We start from the raw sequence: 18609 nt of genomic DNA on the forward strand, positions 1-18609 counted from the left end.
TTCCGTTCTGTCCTTACCTGTCCTGGACACCTGTCCGACGGACTTCGACCCACCGTCCCGAGAACCACACATTCGTGGGACCAACGAGGAAGCGTGCCCTGTGGCTGACGTACCTGCCGATCTTGCCGCAGTGTGGCCACGCGTGCTGGAGCACCTCCTCGGAGACGGCCAGCAGGGCATCGAGCCCAAGGACAAGCAGTGGATCGAGCGCTGCCAGCCTCTCGCACTGGTGGCCGACACCGCACTTCTCGCCGTGCCCAACGAGTGGGGCAAGCGCGTCCTCGAAGGACGCCTGGCACCGCTCATCAGCGAGACCCTGAGCCGCGAGTGCGGCCGCCCGATCCGGATCGCGATCACCGTCGACGACTCCGTGGGCGAGCCGACCCCGCCCGCCCCTCCCGTCCAGCAGCAGCCGCGCTACGACGAGCGGCCCCCGGCCGAGAGCTACGACAAGTACGACGGCTACGGCCACCGGCCCATGCCGGACGACGGACTGCCCACCGCGCGCCCCGCCTACCCGGACTACCAGCAGCAGCGCCCCGATCCGGGAGCCTGGCCGCGCACCCAGGAGGACCTCTCCTGGCAGCAGCCCCGGCTCGGTGCCTTCCAGGAGCGCGACCCGTACACGGGTCCGCGGCAGCAGCCCCAGCAGCCGCGCTACGACGAGCAGCCGTCCGCCTACGACCAGCCCCAGCGGCCGGAGCGGGGCGAGTTGCCCGACGCGCCGCGGCCGGGTGCCGGCCCGGGGCCACGCCCCGGCGGCCCGGTACCGGGTCCCGTCGGCGGCGGACCGGGTGTCGGCCGTCCCGGCTCCTCCTCCGGCCAGGGCTCGTCGTCCGGTGCCCCCGGCGAGCAGCACGCACGGCTGAACCCCAAGTACCTCTTCGACACCTTCGTCATCGGTTCCTCGAACCGCTTCGCGCACGCCGCCGCCGTCGCGGTGGCCGAGGCGCCGGCGAAGGCGTACAACCCGCTCTTCATCTACGGGGAGTCGGGCCTCGGCAAGACGCACCTGCTGCACGCCATCGGGCACTACGCGCGCAGCCTCTACCCGGGCACCCGGGTGCGGTACGTGAGCTCGGAGGAGTTCACCAACGAGTTCATCAACTCGATCCGCGACGGCAAGGGCGACACCTTCCGCAAGCGCTACCGCGATGTGGACATCCTGCTGGTCGACGACATCCAGTTCCTCGCGAGCAAGGAGTCGACGCAGGAGGAGTTCTTCCACACCTTCAACACCCTCCACAACGCGAACAAGCAGATCGTGCTCTCCTCGGACCGGCCGCCCAAGCAGCTGATGACCCTGGAGGACCGGCTGCGCAACCGCTTCGAGTGGGGCCTGACCACCGATGTGCAGCCGCCGGAGCTGGAGACGCGGATCGCGATCCTCCGTAAGAAGGCGGTCCAGGAGCAGCTCAACGCCCCGCCGGAGGTACTGGAGTTCATCGCGTCCCGCATCTCGCGGAACATCCGTGAGCTGGAGGGCGCGCTGATCCGCGTCACCGCCTTCGCGAGCCTCAACCGGCAGCCGGTGGACCTCGGGCTGACCGAGATCGTCCTCAAGGACCTGATCCCGGGCGGCGAGGACTCGGCGCCGGAGATCACGGCGCCGGCGATCATGGCCGCGACGGCGGACTACTTCGGGCTGACGGTGGAGGACCTCTGCGGGTCCTCCCGGAGCCGGGTCCTGGTGACGGCCCGCCAGATCGCCATGTACCTGTGCCGGGAGCTCACGGACCTGTCGCTGCCGAAGATCGGCGCGCAGTTCGGCGGACGCGACCACACGACGGTGATGCACGCGGACCGGAAGATCCGCGCGCTGATGGCCGAGCGGCGCTCCATCTACAACCAGGTCACCGAGCTCACCAACCGCATCAAGAACGGCTGAGAGAGCCGCTCCGCACGCTCACGAGGGCGCTCCGGGACACCTCCCGGGGCGCCCTTCCGCGTTTCCCCGCTGCCTGTGCACGGTGGCGCTGTTCGAATCAGGGGACGCGGTCGTCGGTTCTCCACAGATTGGGGGATGATCTTCCGTCCACAGGGTGGGGACTGCCGAGTTATCCGGAACGTGTCCACAGGGCGAGCAACCGAGGGATCATCACCCCAGGTCAGGGCCTTGTGGATTTGTTGGGAACCTTGATCCACAGCTTGTGGACGGATCTTCCGTCCACAGGACGGTCTCTCGGTTGTCCACGGGCAACTCACAGGGGGACGGGAGTTGCCCACAGCTTCTCCACACCGCTGTCCACTGTTCGGCAACGAAACGCCCGGGCTCACCGCGTCGAGTGAAAGCGGTCACACCAAGGGAGACGATTGGGCTGTGGGGAACGTGGGTAAAGCTGGGGACGGCGCTGGGGAGAACTCCCCGTGGCCTGTGTACCGGGTGTGCAGAACTTTCGGGTGTCCACAGAACACCCCGGTTGTCCACCGGCTCCACCCACAGGCGCAGTGGACAAAAAACCGGCATTGACCTGCGCAGACGACGTTATCCACGGTTTCCACAGGCCCTACTACTACTCCCACCTAGAGTTAGCCCGGAATCCGCTTCGAAGTGGGCCCTGTGCACAACTCGGCGCCGGAGCCTCGGCGAGCTGTTGTCGCGACTTGACCCCGAGCCGCACCGAGTGTCGGTGGCGTACGTCAGACTGGTTCCCGCAGTCGACGAAGAGCCAGCAACAGCAGGAGGCGGTTCCGGTGAAGATCCGGGTGGAGCGCGATGTACTCGCGGAGGCGGTGGCCTGGGTGGCCCGCAGCCTTCCGGCCCGTCCGCCGGCGCCCGTACTCGCGGGCCTTCTGCTGAAGGCCGAGGACGGCGCGCTGAGCTTCTCGAGCTTCGACTACGAGGTCTCGGCCCGCGTCTCCGTCGAGGCGGAGGTCGAGGAGGACGGCACCGTCCTGGTCTCCGGCCGTCTGCTCGCCGACATCTGCCGCGCCCTCCCCAACCGCCCGGTGGAGATCTCCACAGACGGTGTACGGGCGACCGTGGTCTGCGGCTCCTCCCGCTTCACCCTCCACACCCTGCCTGTGGAGGAGTACCCGGCCCTGCCGGAGATGCCCACCGCGACCGGCACCGTGCCCGGTGAGGTCTTCGCCTCCGCCGCCGCCCAGGTGGCCATCGCCGCCGGCCGTGACGACACGCTGCCCGTCCTCACCGGTGTGCGCATCGAGATCGAGGGCGACACGGTCACCCTGGCCTCCACCGACCGCTACCGCTTCGCGGTCCGCGAGTTCCTGTGGAAGCCGGAGTCCCCGGACGCCTCCGCGGTCGCCCTGGTGCCCGCGAAGACCCTCCTGGACACGGCCAAGGCGCTGACCAGCGGTGACACCGTCACCCTGGCGCTCTCGGGCTCCGGGAAGGGCGAGGGCCTGATCGGTTTCGAGGGCGCCGGCCGCCGGACCACCACCCGGCTGCTCGAGGGCGACCTGCCGAAGTACCGGACGCTCTTCCCCACCGAGTTCAACTCGGTCGCCGTGATCGAGACCGCGCCGTTCGTCGAGGCCGTCAAGCGTGTGGCCCTGGTGGCCGAGCGCAACACCCCGGTCCGGCTCAGCTTCGAGCAGGGCGTGCTGATCCTGGAGGCCGGTTCCAGCGACGATGCACAGGCTGTGGAGCGTGTGGACGCGCAGCTGGAGGGCGACGACATCTCGATCGCCTTCAACCCGACCTTCCTGCTGGACGGCCTGAGCGCGATCGACTCCCCGGTCGCCCAGCTCTCCTTCACGACCTCCACGAAGCCGGCGCTTCTGAGCGGCAAGCCGGCTGTGGATGCCGAGGCGGACGAGGCGTACAAGTACCTGATCATGCCGGTGCGGCTGAGCGGCTGACCGAGCCCGGCTTGACCGCTCACGGGCGGGCGTCGACTGAGCGGCTGACCCCACAGGTGTGCACCCGGGTCCGGGCGTAGGCTCGGACCCGGGTACGAACCGCACACGACGCTTAAGGAATCTCTGATGGAGCTCGGTCTCGTCGGTCTCGGCAAGATGGGCGGCAACATGCGTGAGCGCATCCGCCGCGCAGGCCACACCGTCATCGGATACGACCGCAACCCGGACCTCGCCGATGTCCACAGCCTTGAGGAGCTTGTGGGCAAGCTCAAGGGTCCGCGCGTCGTGTGGGTCATGGTCCCGGCCGGTGCCGCGACCCAGTCCACCATCGACGAGCTGGCGAATCTGCTCTCCCCCGGCGACATCGTCGTGGACGGCGGGAACTCCCGCTGGACCGACGACGAGAAGCACGCCGAGGAGCTCGCCGCCAAGGGCATCGGCTTCGTCGACTGCGGCGTCTCCGGCGGCGTGTGGGGCCTGGAGAACGGCTACGCGCTGATGTACGGCGGCGACGCCGAGAACGTGGCGAAGGTCCAGCCGATCTTCGACGCGCTCAAGCCCGAGGGCGAGTTCGGCTCGGTCCACGCGGGCAAGGTCGGCGCCGGCCACTTCGCCAAGATGGTCCACAACGGCATCGAGTACGCGATGATGCAGGCGTACGCCGAGGGCTGGGAGCTCCTGGAGAAGGTCGACTCCGTCACCGACGTGCGCGAGGTCTTCCGCTCCTGGCAGGAGGGCACGGTCATCCGTTCCTGGCTCCTCGACCTGGCGGTCAACGCGCTGGACGAGGACGAGCACCTGGAGAAGCTGCGCGGGTTCGCGCAGGACTCCGGCGAGGGCCGCTGGACGGTGGAGGCCGCGATCGACAACGCGGTGCCGCTGCCCGCGATCACCGCGTCGCTGTTCGCGCGGTTCGCGTCCCGTCAGGACGACTCGCCGCAGATGAAGATGATCGCCGCGCTGCGCAACCAGTTCGGTGGCCACGCGGTCGAGTCCAAGAAGTAATCCACAGGCTGTGCACCCCTCGGTGCACAGCGGCCGGGGGAAGGTCGGCGCACACCATGCATGTCACGCATCTGTCGCTGGCCGACTTCCGCTCCTACGCCCGGGTCGAGGTCCCGCTCGACCCGGGCGTCACCGCGTTCGTGGGCGCCAACGGCCAGGGCAAGACCAATCTGGTCGAGGCCGTCGGCTATCTCGCGACCCTCGGCAGCCACCGCGTCGCCTCGGACGCGCCGCTCGTACGGATGGGGGCGGACCGAGCGATCATCCGCGCCGCGGTCACCCAGGGCGAGCGCTCCCAGCTGATCGAGCTCGAGCTCAATCCGGGCCGGGCCAATCGCGCGCGTATCAACAGGTCCTCGCAGGTCAGGCCCCGTGATGTGCTGGGGATCGTACGGACTGTGCTGTTCGCGCCGGAGGATCTGGCGCTGGTCAAGGGCGATCCCGGGGAACGGCGGCGCTTCCTTGACGAGCTGATCACGGCGCGCGCGCCGCGCATGGCGGGCGTGCGTTCCGATTACGAGCGGGTGCTCAAGCAGCGCAACACCCTCCTGAAGTCCGCCGCGATGGCGCGCCGGCACGGCGGTCGTGGCATGGACCTGTCGACCCTGGACGTGTGGGACCAGCATCTGGCGAGGGCGGGAGCCGAGCTGCTCGCACAGCGGCTGGATCTGATCGGTGTGCTGCAGCCGCTGGCCGACAAGGCGTACGAGCAGCTGGCACCGGGCGGCGGACCGATTCTGCTGGAGTACCGGCCGTCCGCGCCCGGCCCCGGCCACACCCGTGAGGAGCTGTACGAGCAGCTGATCGCGGCGCTCGCGGAGGTGCGCAAGCAGGAGATCGAGCGGGGCGTCACCCTCGTCGGGCCGCACCGGGACGAGCTGCTGCTCAAGCTCGGCGACCTGCCGGCGAAGGGGTACGCGAGTCACGGCGAGTCCTGGTCGTACGCGCTGTCGCTGCGGCTGGCCTCGTACGACCTGCTGCGGGCGGAGGGGAACGAGCCGGTGCTCGTCCTCGACGACGTCTTCGCGGAGCTGGACGCGCGGCGCCGGGAGCGGCTCGCCGAGCTGGTGGCTCCGGGCGAGCAGGTGCTGGTGACGGCGGCGGTGGACGACGACGTTCCGGGCGTCCTCGCCGGGGCGCGGTACGCCGTGGCCGGGGGGATGGTGGAGCGGGTATGAGTGACGGTTCTTCCTCCGGCGCCTCCGGGATCCCCGAGAGCGCCGAGGCCCCCAAGACGCCCGAGCCGTCGGGTGTGGACCTCGCGCGCGTGGCGCTGCGCGCCGCCAAGGAGCAGGCGAAGGCGCGGGGGGCGGCGGCCCAGCAGAAGAAGCAGGCCCGCCGGGGCGGCGGACTGCGGTCCGGGGCCGGCGCCGACGGGCGTGACCCGATCGGGCTGGGCGCCGCGATCAACCGGCTCATCACCGAGCGGGGCTGGGAGACCCCGGCGGCGGTCGGCGGGGTCATGGGGCGCTGGCCGCAGATCGTGGGCGAGGACCTGGCGAATCACTGTGTGCCGCTGAAGTACGACGAGGACCCGGAGGAGCGGGTGCTCACCGTGCAGTGCGACTCGACGGCGTGGGCGACCCAGCTGCGGCTGCTGGCGCCGAGGCTGGTGGCGCGGCTGAACGAGGACCTGGGGCACGGGACGGTACGGGTGATCAAGGTCCTGGGGCCGGGCGCTCCGCGCAAGGGATACGGGCCGCTCAGGGCGCCGGGGTCGGTCGGTCCTGGGGACACGTACGGCTGACGGGGCCGTGGGCGCGGGGCGCCCGGGGTGCCGTGGTGCGGGGCCCTGGCGCGGGCAGCGCGTTCGTGGGTTGTGCCCACCTCCTCCCCCTGCCTTCGGCGGGGGGACCCCCCTGCGGAACGTATGCCCACGACGGTCGCGTGCGCGATGCCCACAACGGGTCACAGCTCGAAGCGCTGGGTGGCCGTCAGAGGCTTCTGGAGACCCTGGGCGCATATGGGGAGTCGTCTCGCTCCCGCTCAGGGCGGCACATGCGGACTCAGGTACCGGCAAACCCCCATGAGTGTCGGCGCTACCGGTAGACTGGTAAGTAATCCCGCCACCCCGCGGAACAAGTCGAACGACGCAGCCGCTCCCGTATGCCCGGAGAACGGCCTGTGCTGTGCCAGAAAGGGCGCTTCGTGGCCGATTCCGGCAACCCCACTGAGAACACTCCGTCCGCCAACGCTGCGTCGTACGACGCCAGCGCGATCACCGTCCTCGAGGGTCTGGACGCGGTCCGCAAGCGACCCGGCATGTACATCGGCTCGACCGGTGAACGGGGACTGCACCACATGGTGCAGGAGGTCGTCGACAACTCCGTCGACGAGGCCTTGGCCGGCCACGCGGACACCATCGACGTGACGATCCTGGCCGACGGCGGCGTGCGCGTCGTCGACAACGGACGCGGCATCCCTGTCGGCATTGTCGCGTCCGAGGGCAAGCCGGCGGTCGAGGTCGTGCTGACGGTCCTCCACGCGGGCGGCAAGTTCGGCGGCGGCGGCTACGCGGTCTCCGGCGGTCTGCACGGCGTCGGCGTCTCCGTCGTCAACGCCCTCTCCACCAAGGTCTCGGTGGAGATCAAGACCGACGGCCACCGCTGGACGCAGGACTACAAGCTGGGCGCCCCGACCGCGCCCCTCGCCAAGCACGAGGAGACCGACGAGACCGGCACCTCGGTCACGTTCTGGTCCGACCCGGACATCTTCGAGACGACCGAGTACTCCTTCGAGACGCTCTCGCGCCGTTTCCAGGAGATGGCCTTCCTCAACAAGGGCCTCACCATCTCGCTCACCGACGAGCGCGAGTCCGCGAAGGCCACGGTCGGCGCCGACGACCCGGACGCCGAGGCCGCCGCCGAGCCGGTCGCGCGCACGGTGAAGTACCACTACGAGGGCGGCATCGTCGACTTCGTGAAGTACCTCAACTCGCGCAAGGGTGACCTCATCCACCCGACCGTGATCGACGTCGAGGCCGAGGACAAGGAGCGGATGCTCTCGGTCGAGATCGCCATGCAGTGGAACTCGCAGTACAGCGAGGGTGTGTACTCCTTCGCGAACACGATCCACACGCATGAGGGCGGTACGCACGAGGAGGGCTTCCGCGCCGCGCTGACGGGCCTGGTCAACCGCTACGCCCGCGAGAAGAAGCTGCTGCGCGAGAAGGACGAGAACCTCTCGGGCGAGGACATCCGCGAGGGTCTGACGGCGATCATCTCGGTCAAGCTGGGCGAGCCCCAGTTCGAGGGCCAGACGAAGACCAAGCTGGGCAACACGGAGGCGAAGACCTTCGTGCAGAAGGTCGTCCACGAGCACCTGACCGACTGGTTCGACCGTAACCCGCTCGAGGCCGCGGACATCGTCCGCAAGTCGATCCAGGCGGCCACCGCGCGCGTGGCGGCCCGCAAGGCCCGTGACCTGACCCGGCGCAAGGGCCTGCTGGAGTCGGCGTCCCTGCCCGGCAAGCTGAGCGACTGCCAGTCGAACGACCCCACCAAGTGCGAGATCTTCATCGTCGAGGGTGACTCCGCCGGCGGCTCGGCCAAGTCCGGCCGTAACCCGATGTACCAGGCCATCCTGCCGATCCGCGGCAAGATCCTGAACGTCGAGAAGGCGCGGATCGACAAGATCCTGCAGAACACCGAGGTCCAGGCGCTGATCTCGGCGTTCGGCACCGGAGTCCACGAGGACTTCGACATCGAGAAGCTCCGCTATCACAAGATCATCCTGATGGCGGACGCCGACGTCGACGGCCAGCACATCAACACCCTGCTGCTGACCTTCCTCTTCCGCTTCATGCGTCCGCTGGTCGAGGCCGGCCACGTCTACCTCTCCCGTCCCCCGCTCTACAAGATCAAGTGGGGCCGGGACGACTTCGAGTACGCGTACTCGGACCGTGAGCGCGACGCGCTCGTCGAGCTGGGCAAGCAGAACGGCAAGCGGATCCGCGAGGACTCGATCCAGCGCTTCAAGGGTCTGGGTGAGATGAACGCCGAGGAGCTGCGTATCACCACCATGGACCAGGACCACCGTGTGCTCGGCCAGGTGACCCTGGACGACGCGGCGCAGGCCGACGACCTGTTCTCGGTGCTGATGGGTGAGGACGTCGAGGCGCGGCGCTCGTTCATCCAGCGCAACGCCAAGGACGTTCGCTTCCTCGACATCTGAGTCGGCCTCAGCTGACCGTACGAAAGGACTCGCGACCAGCAATGGCCGACGAAAACACCCCTGCCACCACCGAAGAAGAAGAGCCTGTCGCCCTGCGTGTCGAGCCCGTCGGGCTCGAGACCGAGATGCAGCGCTCGTATCTCGACTACGCGATGTCCGTCATCGTGTCCCGCGCGCTGCCCGACGTACGGGACGGCCTCAAGCCGGTCCACCGTCGTGTGCTGTACGCGATGTACGACGGCGGCTACCGGCCCGAGAAGGGCTTCTACAAGTGCGCCCGTGTCGTCGGTGACGTCATGGGTACGTACCACCCGCACGGTGACTCGTCGATCTACGACGCGCTCGTCCGCCTCGCCCAGCCGTGGTCGATGCGGATGCCGCTGGTCGACTCCAACGGCAACTTCGGTTCCCCGGGCAACGACCCGGCCGCCGCCATGCGGTACACCGAGTGCAAGATGATGCCGCTGTCGATGGAGATGCTCCGGGACATCGACGAGGAGACCGTCGACTTCCAGGACAACTACGACGGGCGTAACCAGGAGCCGACGGTTCTGCCGGCGCGCTTCCCGAACCTGCTGGTCAACGGCTCGGCCGGTATCGCGGTCGGTATGGCGACCAACATCCCGCCGCACAACCTGCGCGAGGTCGCGGCCGGTGCCCAGTGGGCGCTGGAGCACCCGGAGGCCACGCACGAGGAGCTCCTCGACGCGCTGATCGAGCGGATCAAGGGCCCTGACTTCCCGACCGGCGCGCTGGTCGTGGGCCGCAAGGGCATCGAGGAGGCGTACCGCACCGGCCGTGGCTCGATCACGATGCGCGCGGTCGTCGAGGTGGAGGAGATCCAGAACCGCCAGTGCCTGGTGGTCACGGAGCTGCCCTACCAGGTCAACCCGGACAACCTCGCGCAGAAGATCGCCGACCTGGTGAAGGACGGCAAGATCGGCGGCATCGCCGACGTCCGCGACGAGACCTCGTCCCGTACCGGCCAGCGGCTGGTCATCGTGCTCAAGCGCGATGCCGTCGCCAAGGTCGTGCTCAACAACCTGTACAAGCACACCGACCTGCAGACGAACTTCGGCGCGAACATGCTGGCGCTCGTCGACGGTGTGCCGCGCACGCTCTCGCTGGACGCGTTCATCCGCCACTGGGTGACGCACCAGATCGAGGTCATCGTGCGCCGGACCCGCTTCCGGCTGCGCAAGGCCGAGGAGCGCGCCCACATCCTGCGCGGTCTGCTCAAGGCGCTGGACGCGATCGACGAGGTCATCGCGCTCATCCGGCGCAGCGACACGGTCGAGGTCGCGCGCGAGGGCCTGATGGGCCTGCTGCAGATCGACGAGATCCAGGCCAACGCCATCCTCGAGATGCAGCTGCGCCGGCTCGCCGCCCTGGAGCGCCAGAAGATCGTCGCCGAGCACGACGAGCTCCAGGCGAAGATCAACGAGTACAACGCGATCCTCGCCTCCGAGGAGCGTCAGCGCGGCATCGTCAGCGAGGAGCTCGCGACGCTCGTCGAGAAGTTCGGCGACGACCGCCGCTCCAAGCTGGTGCCCTTCGACGGTGACATGTCCATCGAGGACCTGATCGCCGAGGAGGACATCGTCGTCACGATCACGCGTGGCGGCTATGTGAAGCGTACGAAGACCGAGGACTACCGCTCGCAGAAGCGCGGCGGCAAGGGTGTGCGCGGCACGAAGCTGAAGCAGGACGACATCGTCGACCACTTCTTCGTGTCCACGACCCACCACTGGCTGCTGTTCTTCACCAACAAGGGCCGGGTCTACCGGGCCAAGGCGTACGAGCTGCCGGACGCCGGCCGGGACGCGCGCGGCCAGCACGTGGCCAACCTGCTGGCCTTCCAGCCGGACGAGCAGATCGCCGAGATCCTGGCGATCCGCGACTACGAGGCCGCGCCGTACCTGGTGCTCGCCACGAAGGCCGGTCTGGTGAAGAAGACCGCGCTGAAGGACTACGACTCCCCGCGTTCGGGCGGTGTCATCGCGATCAACCTCCGGGAGACGGACAACGGCGCCGAAGGCACCGCCGACGAGCTGATCGGCGCCGAGCTGGTCTCGGCGGAGGACGATCTGCTGCTCATCAGCAAGAAGGCGCAGTCGATCCGGTTCACCGCGACGGACGACGCGCTGCGCCCCATGGGGCGTGCCACGTCGGGCGTCAAGGGGATGAGTTTCCGCGAGGGCGACGAGCTGCTCTCGATGAATGTCGTCCGGCCGGGTACGTTCGTCTTCACCGCCACCGACGGTGGGTACGCGAAGCGGACCAACGTCGACGAGTACCGCGTCCAGGGTCGCGGTGGCCTCGGAATCAAGGCCGCCAAGATCGTGGAGGACCGCGGCTCGCTCGTGGGCGCGCTGGTGGTCGAGGAGACGGACGAGATCCTCGCCATCACGCTGTCCGGCGGTGTGATTCGTACGCGAGTCAACGAAGTCAGGGAGACCGGCCGTGACACCATGGGCGTCCAGCTGATCAACCTGGGCAAGCGGGATGCCGTCGTCGGCATCGCGCGGAACGCCGAGGCGGGCAGCGAGGCCGAAGAGGTCGAAGGTGCCGTGGACGCCGACGGTGTCGAGAGCACGGAAGGCGTCGAGGCCGCGACCGCGGCCGAGGCAGCTGAGGGCAGCCAGCCCTCGGCCGGGGAGCACGAGGAGTAGAGCGTGAGTGGAACCACGGGTGCCGGATCGGCGGCTGCCGGAGCTTCTGGCGGTGCTGGAGCGGACGGCGCCCGTGGTTCCGCCACGGACTCCCAGGGGGTTGCGGTGACGGACACCCGAGGGCCGGGGCCCTCGTACGAGACGTACAACGGGCCGCTGCCCGGCGAGCGCGCGGACGCGCGCCAGTCGGGCGGGCCGTACCACCCGCCGCAGGCGTACGGCGCTCAGGCGCCGGGCGCGGGCGGTGGCGGTGGCGGTGGCAACACGGGCGCGGTGCGCCGGCCGCGTACCGGGGCACGGACGACGCCCCGTACGCGCAAAGCGCGGCTGCGGGTCGCCAAGGCCGATCCGTGGTCGGTGATGAAGGTGAGCTTCCTGCTCTCCATCGCGCTGGGCATCTGCACGGTCGTGGCCGCGTCGGTGCTGTGGATGGTCATGGACGCCATGGGCGTCTTCTCGACCGTCGGCGGCACGATCAGCGAGGCGACGGGCTCGAACGAGTCCAACGGCTTCGATCTGCAGTCGTTCCTTTCGCTGCCGCGGGTGCTGATGTTCACCTCGGTGATCGCCGTGATCGACGTGGTCCTGATGACCGCGCTGGCGACGCTGGGGGCGTTCATCTACAACCTGTCGGCCGGTTTCGTGGGCGGTGTCGAGCTCACGCTCGCCGAGGACGAGTAGCGTCGGGTGGGGGCCTCCCGGGAACCGATTTTGGGACTGGCCCCCACGTGCGCTAATCTTCAGAGGTCAGCGCGCGGGACACACACCGCAGAGCGCGGCGGGGCTATAGCTCAGTTGGTTAGAGCGCATCCCTGATAAGGATGAGGCCACAGGTTCAAATCCTGTTAGCCCCACAGTGACGATCGGCCCGGACGGATTCTCCGTCCGGGCCGATCACTTTGGCCCTGAGGTAGGTCACCGATCGGTATCGGTCGGTGTGTAGAGTGGGCGTCAGAAGTCTCCTACGTCAACGAAAGACGAGGTCGCGCGGTGAAGAAGCTTCTCCTGGTCGCACTGGCCGCCATCGGCGGGCTCCTCGTGTACCGCCAGATCCAGGCGGATCGCGCCGAGCAGGATCTGTGGACGGAGGCGACCGACTCCGTGCCCGCAGGTTCGGGTGTCTGAGACGCAGATTGTGTAGGGCGAAGCCCCGGCCGTGTTCGATCGGCCGGGGCTTCGCGCTGTTTCAGGACCGTGACACCACTCCTCTTGAGTTCACCCCAGCAAATGATTAGCTTGCGAGAGCAAAGTTGAGTGATCGCGGTCAAGGGGGCAGCGGAGTGAGAGCACGACGGACAGCGGTCGGATGGGTGGCGGGGGCGTTGCTCGCCCTGTTGCTCACGCCGGTGCAGGGGGCGCTCGCGGCCGAGCGCGCAGCGGGCGGAGAGGGCCAAGAGGGCGGCGCCGGAAGTCTGGTGATGGTGCTGGACTCGTCCGGTTCCATGGGCGACGACGACGGCTCGGGGCGTACGAGGATGGAAGCGGCCCGCACCGCCGTCGGCACCGTCGTCGACGGGCTGCCCGACGGGCACCCCACCGGCCTTCGGGTCTACGGGGCCGACCAGCCCAGGGGATGCACGGACACCCGGCTCGTCCGGCCGGTCGCACCGCTGGACCGGGCCGGGATCAAGGCGGCCGTCGCGGCCCTGCGGCCCACGGGGGACACCCCCATCGGGCTCTCCCTGCGGAACGCCGCCCAGGACCTTCCCGAGCCCGCTCCCGGGACCATCGGGACGCGCACGATCCTGCTGATCTCCGACGGCGAGGACACCTGCGGCAGCCCCAAGCCCTGCGAGGTCGCGGCCCAGCTCGCCAAGGACGGCATCGGACTGCGGATCGACACCGTCGGCTTCCAGGTGAAGGGCGCGGCGCGCAAGCAGCTGGAGTGCATCGCCGAGGCGGGCAACGGCCGGTACTACGACGCGCCGGACGCCGACGCGCTCGCCCGGCAGCTCCAGCGGGCCTCGCGGCTCTCCGCGGACGGCTACCGGCTGCGGGGCAAGCGGATCGCGGGCACCGCGACGAGCGACCGGGCGCCCGGACTCGTACCGGGGCAGTACCTGGACACCATCGGGCCCGGTGAGAAGCGGTACTACGCGGCCGAGCTGGACGACGTCTCCACGGTGAACTTCTCGGCGACGGCCGTGCCGCAGCCCGGGGCGGCCGTGGACACCGTCGACGCGCTGGCCACGAGCCTCGTCTACGCCTCCGTCAGCGGCGAGGGCACCTGCGCCACCAACAGCGAGATCTTCCACCAGGACGAGGGCGCCGTACCGCTGACCTCGGCCGTCGCCCGTATCCCGACCGAGAAGCGGTACTCGACCTGCGACAAGGCGAACCGCTACTGGTTCGTCGTCGAGCGCAGGAGCAAGCCCGCGTCGGACGCGGCCCGCTGGCCGCTGGAGCTGGTCCTCGGCGTCGAGACCCCGCTGCGCGCCGGAGTCACGCCGGCGCAGTCCCAGCCGGAGTACGGGGAGGGCGGCCCCGAGGCCGTGCTGCCCGTCGGCGATCCGAAGGACGTACGCGGCGGGACGGGGTTCAACGACGCGCGGGAGCTCGGCTCCGGCGTGTGGCGCGACCGGCTGCTGCCCTCCCAGACGCTCTGGTACCGCGTGCCGGTGGGCTGGGGCCAGCAGCTGCGCTACGACGTCGAGTTCGCCAACGAGCCCACGATCGACGGCGCTTCGTCGGTGTACTCGTACGGAGCCACCCAGGTCTACACCCCGGCCAGGCATCCGGTCGGCGGCGGAACGGGCCTGTTCAACTCCGCGAAGAGCTACAACGGGCGCCCCACCGCGCTGAAGATGGGCACGGTGCCGGTCGCCTGGACCAACCGGTACGAGCACCGTTCCCAGGTGATCCCGGTGCACGCTCCGGGCGGTTTCTACATCGCCGTGACGCTCGGCGCCGAGGCCGCCGAGATCGCCGAGAACCCGCGGATCGCGGTGGTGCTGCGGGTGGCCGTGCTCGGCGAGGAGCGGGCGGGGCCGGAGCACCGTGCCGCCGTCGTGGACGCCGGCCAGGCCGACAAGCCGGGCGAATCGACCGCGCGCGCAGACAACGACGGGACGGGCGGGGCAGGATGGTCCGCGGTCATGGCCGCCGCGGTGGCGGGTGCTGCGGCCGTGCTGGTTGCGGCAGTGGTGATCGTCCTCGTTCGGCGCAGGGCGGCCACGGAGACGACGAGGAGGGGCGCGTGAGGACGCAGCGCGGGCGGAGCGTGTTCGGCGGAGGACGGATGGCCGGGGCGCTGGTGGCGGCCGTGTGCGCGGCGGCGTCGCTGCCGGGGCAGGCGTGGGCGGCCGGGGAGAGCCCGTACGCCTTCGACGGTGCGGCCTCGCGGGTCAAGGGCGCCGCATCCAGCCTGGACGCCCAGCAGTTGAAGGTCGGTCAGAGCTACCGGGACAGCATCACGAAGGACGGCAAGCTCTACTACCGGGTCGATCTCGACGCGAAGCGGAACGCGTACGTGTCGGTGGTCGCCGTACCGAAGCCCGGCGGCAAGGCCGAGTACGGCGACGGCATCAAGGTCAGCCTGCAGGACGGCTCGGGCTCGCAGTGCGGCTACCAGGACGCGGCGTTCGAGTCCGCCGGGTTCACCCGGCCCATCACCGCCTACGCGCACCGCACGATCGAGGCGGACCGCTCGACCTGCCAGCGGGCGGGCGCCTACTACGTGCTGGTCGAGCGGACGTCGAAGGCGGTCTCCACGCCCGACGACTGGGAGCTGGAGATCCGGTACCTCTCCGAGCCGGGGGTGAAGCAGACCGGTCCCACCGCGCTGCCCGAGAACTGGCCCTCCTCCTCGCCCCCGCCGCCCGCAGGCGGCCCGCAGAAGCGGCTGGGCGGTGCGGGGTTCCACGACGCCACCTCGCTGAAGCAGGGCGAGTGGCGCGCCGACATCAAGCCCGGGCAGACGCTCTTCTACCGGGTGCCCGTCGACTGGGGGCAGCAGATCTTCGCCACCGCGGAGCTCGGCAGCAGCCCCTCCGGCGCCACCGAGTACGTGAGCAACGCGCTGGTGCTGTCGCTCGACAACCCGGCCCGCGGCCATGTCGACCAGGACACCGTCAGCTACGACGGCAAGCCGGCGACGCTGGCGCTCGATCCGCACCGGCCGGTCGCCTTCGAGAACCGTTACTCCTCCAACAGCTACACGAACGCCATGCGGTTCGCGGGCTGGTACTACCTGTCGGCCACGCTCAGCCCGGAGGTCGCCAAGGAGTACGGGGACAAGCCGGTGCCGCTGACCCTGCGGGTGAACGTCACGGGCACGGCGAAGGCCGGGCCCGCGTACGACGGGGACGCCGGCCCCTTCAAGGTCACCGAGAACGACCGGGACGCGGCGGCCAGCGGCGCGAGCGGGTCCGAGGCGCAGAAGAGCGGCGGCATGGTGCTCGTCGCGGCGGCCGGGATCGGCGCCGGAACCGTCCTGATCGTCGGCCTCGGGCTGTGGACGCTCGTGGGGCGGCGCCGGGCGGCGCGGGGACCGCAGGACGGCCCGCCGCAGTACGGGCCGCCGACGGCCTGGTAGGCCGGCGGGTCAGCTCTGGGTGAGCGCCCAGATGCCGACCGCGAAGCAGATCAGCGCGACGACCAGGACCGGGACCGCCACCTTCGGGGGCGGTCCCGGGCGCTTCGCGGGGGCGGTCGGTGTCGCCTGGGCGGGAACCTGTCCGGCGTGAGCGGTGTATTGACGAGTAGAGGGTTGTGGGTACGACACCGCGGCCGTCGGGGCCTGGGCGAAGTCCGGCGCGGCGGCGGGATGGGGGGAGGCCGTGTGCGCGGAGGACATGGGAACCGGCTGTGGGGGTGGGGGGAGATGGAAACTGCCGGTCTCGGAGGGGTTCGGCAGCAGTTGCTGATGCTGCTGCGGTTGGGGCTGGGGCTGGGGCTGGGGGTGGGGCTGTGGCTGTGGCTCTCCGTGTGCGGGGGTGGTCGGTACGGGAGTCGGTGCCGGAGTCGCGGTGGGCGTCGGGGCCGGGGCCGGGGCCTCGGGGCCGTTCGGGCCGAAGCCGGCGGGCAGCGGGCCGATCTGGTCGAAGACCTCGACCGGATCCTCGTTCGGGTCGGCCTCGGGCAGCATCTCGACCGCGGAGGTCAGCGCCTTGCGCACGCCCGTGGCCGTCTTGAAGCGGGCCTGCGGGTCGGGCTGCAGCAGGCCGGCGAGGACCTGCCACAGCGGCTCCGGAATGCCCTGCGGCGCTCCCGGCGTCCCGTGCGCCATGAAGTATTCGATCAGGGCACGGGAGTCGGGCTTCTGGCCCTGGAGCAGATAGAGCGCGACCAGGCCGACCGCGAAGAGGTCGGCCGGGAAGTCCGGCTCCGCGCCCATCATCTGCTCGGGCGCGAAGTAACCGGGCGTACCCACCACATAGTTGGTCTCGGTCAGCCGGGGCTCGCCCTTGCGCATCGAGATGCCGAAGTCGGACAGCCGCAGATGCGGCCGCCCGGTCCCGGTCACGTCGAGCAGGATGTTCGCCGGCTTGATGTCGCGGTGCACGACCCCCTCGGCGTGCACCGCCGCCAGACCGGAGAGCAGCTGGTCCAGCAGCGTGCACACGAAGCGCGGCGGCAGCGGTCCGTAGTCGCCGATGACATGTGCCAGGGAACCACCCGCCACCAGATCCATGGTGAACAGGACCTTGTCGTCGTCGGCGGCCCAGCTGGCCGGGGCGAGGACATGGGGGTGGTCGATCCTGAGCGCCTGCTCCCGGACGAAGCGGAGCAGCGTGTGGGCGTCGCTCTGCTGCAGCACCTTCGCCGCCACATAGCGGCGGCGCCGGTGATCCCAGGCACGCCAGACCGCGCCGACACCACCGCGTCCGATCGGGTCGATCAGCTCGTACCGACCAGCGAAGACCTCACCCATTGCGCTGCGCCCGCTCCCCGTCGTTCCGGGCCCGCCGCTGCGGACCGGCTGCTCTGTGTCAGTTCTGGTGCGACTCGTAGTGCGCGACCGCGTCCGCGGTGCGCCCGGCGCCGTACACCCGGAGGAACTCTGCCAGCTCCGGGTGGGCCGGTGCGAGGGAGTCGGCCGCATCGATGATGTCGCCGGCGGCCGCGACCGAGCGCAGCAGCGACTGGATCTCGCGGACGACGCGGCGCACGGTCGGCGCGCCCGAGCTGGTGGTGGTCTGGCTGGTGCCGGTCAGTACGGAGCCGCCCTGGGACTTCTTGATCTCGTCCATCCGGTCCGTGGCCTCGGCCGCGCTGACGCTGCCGTCGGCGACCTGAGAGGCGAGCTCCTGCAGGGCCTGGACGCGCTGGACGACGGCCGGGTTGCCGATCTTGGCCCGCTGGCCGCTCATCAGCTGGGAGAGCATGGGTGCCGAGAGTCCGAGCACAGCCGCGAGCCTCGCCTGATTCAGCCCAAGATCGTCGATCAGGCGACGGAAGAGCGCCCCCAGCGGCTCTCCGTACCAACTGCGCTGAAGCTCCCGGGCTCTTGCCGTGGCTTCCTGCTGCACTGCGTCCATTACTTCTCCCCATCCCTGCGGTTCGCCACTGCGAACCTCGTCAGCATCTTACGGAGCGTGGTCTCCGACCGGGAGTCCCAATCCTTTTGCGGAAAAGAGGGGGTGACCCGGTACTCTGTTCTCGTTCCGGGGCCTTAGCTCAGTTGGTAGAGCGCTGTCTTTGCATGGCAGATGTCAGGGGTTCGACTCCCCTAGGCTCCACTCCCTTACGCCCCTCTGACCTGCGGAAACGCTGTCAGGGGGGTGTTTTTCGTGCTGACGTGTCAGCGCGGTGGTGCTGACGGGCGGTGGATCGGGCCCGTGTTTTCGGGGGTGGGGGAGGGTTTACTCCCCCTGCGTACCGTGCTGCCGGACATCCTCCGCTTCGGCCGTGGCCGGCTGGCCGCACGGCGGGAACAACCAGCGCCGGCAGCCGGCGGACGCCGGAAACGGCCGGGTCCTCCTCCGTAACGCCC

The 18609-nt window shown here is 69.8% G+C and carries 13 protein-coding genes and 2 tRNA genes; 13 read left to right on the forward strand and 2 right to left on the reverse strand.

Annotated elements, in window-relative coordinates; genetic code table 11:
* Positions 1-100: 100 nt before the first annotated feature.
* From dnaA to FDM97_RS00065, 12 genes are all read left to right on the forward strand, one after another.
* A complete protein-coding gene (gene dnaA, locus FDM97_RS00005) occupies positions 101-1888 on the forward strand; it encodes a chromosomal replication initiator protein DnaA (RefSeq protein WP_137988218.1) in 1788 nt (595 codons plus the stop codon).
* 806 nt (positions 1889-2694) lie between these two features.
* Complete coding sequence (gene dnaN / locus FDM97_RS00015) at positions 2695-3825, forward strand: DNA polymerase III subunit beta (RefSeq protein ID WP_030205035.1); 1131 nt, start codon at positions 2695-2697, stop codon at positions 3823-3825.
* 126 nt (positions 3826-3951) lie between these two features.
* Positions 3952-4830, forward strand: coding sequence for a phosphogluconate dehydrogenase (NAD(+)-dependent, decarboxylating) (gene gnd, locus FDM97_RS00020; protein ID WP_137988219.1), 879 nt, complete (start codon positions 3952-3954; stop codon positions 4828-4830).
* Between the two features lie 56 nt (positions 4831-4886).
* Complete coding sequence (recF, locus tag FDM97_RS00025; protein ID WP_137988220.1) at positions 4887-6008, forward strand: DNA replication/repair protein RecF; 1122 nt, start codon at positions 4887-4889, stop codon at positions 6006-6008.
* Positions 6005-6577, forward strand: a complete 573-nt coding sequence (locus FDM97_RS00030; protein WP_137988221.1) for a DciA family protein — start codon at positions 6005-6007, stop codon at positions 6575-6577. The genes recF and FDM97_RS00030 overlap by 4 nt, the downstream gene beginning before the upstream one ends.
* Positions 6578-6954: 377 nt before the next feature.
* On the forward strand, positions 6955-9003 hold the full coding sequence (gene gyrB, locus FDM97_RS00035) for a DNA topoisomerase (ATP-hydrolyzing) subunit B (protein WP_137988222.1): 2049 nt from the start codon (positions 6955-6957) through the stop codon (positions 9001-9003).
* A 41-nt stretch (positions 9004-9044) separates the two neighbouring features.
* Positions 9045-11675, forward strand: a complete 2631-nt coding sequence (gyrA, locus tag FDM97_RS00040; protein ID WP_137988223.1) for a DNA gyrase subunit A — start codon at positions 9045-9047, stop codon at positions 11673-11675.
* 105 nt (positions 11676-11780) lie between these two features.
* Positions 11781-12356 carry a DUF3566 domain-containing protein gene (locus FDM97_RS00045; protein ID WP_137988224.1) on the forward strand — a complete coding sequence of 192 codons (576 nt, stop codon included), beginning with the start codon at positions 11781-11783 and terminating at the stop codon, positions 12354-12356.
* A 99-nt stretch (positions 12357-12455) separates the two neighbouring features.
* Positions 12456-12529: transfer RNA gene (locus FDM97_RS00050), tRNA-Ile, on the forward strand.
* 136 nt (positions 12530-12665) lie between these two features.
* On the forward strand, positions 12666-12800 hold the full coding sequence (locus FDM97_RS00055; RefSeq protein ID WP_003958712.1) for a DLW-39 family protein: 135 nt from the start codon (positions 12666-12668) through the stop codon (positions 12798-12800).
* Positions 12801-12955: 155 nt separating this feature from the next.
* Complete coding sequence (locus FDM97_RS00060; RefSeq protein ID WP_432816184.1) at positions 12956-14875, forward strand: vWA domain-containing protein; 1920 nt, start codon at positions 12956-12958, stop codon at positions 14873-14875.
* Positions 14872-16209, forward strand: coding sequence for a hypothetical protein (locus tag FDM97_RS00065; protein ID WP_432816185.1), 1338 nt, complete (start codon positions 14872-14874; stop codon positions 16207-16209). The genes FDM97_RS00060 and FDM97_RS00065 overlap by 4 nt, the downstream gene beginning before the upstream one ends.
* A 9-nt stretch (positions 16210-16218) precedes the next feature.
* Here FDM97_RS00065 and FDM97_RS00070 read toward each other — a convergent pair whose 3' ends face one another.
* Both FDM97_RS00070 and FDM97_RS00075 read right to left on the reverse strand, forming a co-directional pair.
* Positions 16219-17547 (reverse strand): serine/threonine-protein kinase, encoded by a 1329-nt coding sequence (locus FDM97_RS00070; RefSeq protein WP_137988225.1) that lies wholly within the window; start codon positions 17545-17547, stop codon positions 16219-16221.
* 58 nt (positions 17548-17605) lie between these two features.
* Complete coding sequence (locus FDM97_RS00075) at positions 17606-18154, reverse strand: helix-turn-helix domain-containing protein (RefSeq protein ID WP_137988226.1); 549 nt, start codon at positions 18152-18154, stop codon at positions 17606-17608.
* 128 nt (positions 18155-18282) lie between these two features.
* Between FDM97_RS00075 and FDM97_RS00080 the strand changes: the two genes are divergently transcribed.
* Positions 18283-18355: transfer RNA gene (locus FDM97_RS00080), tRNA-Ala, on the forward strand.
* Positions 18356-18609 lie beyond the last annotated feature (254 nt).

The sequence above is a fragment of the Streptomyces vilmorinianum genome, from assembly GCF_005517195.1.
GTDB lineage: Bacteria > Actinomycetota > Actinomycetes > Streptomycetales > Streptomycetaceae > Streptomyces > Streptomyces vilmorinianum.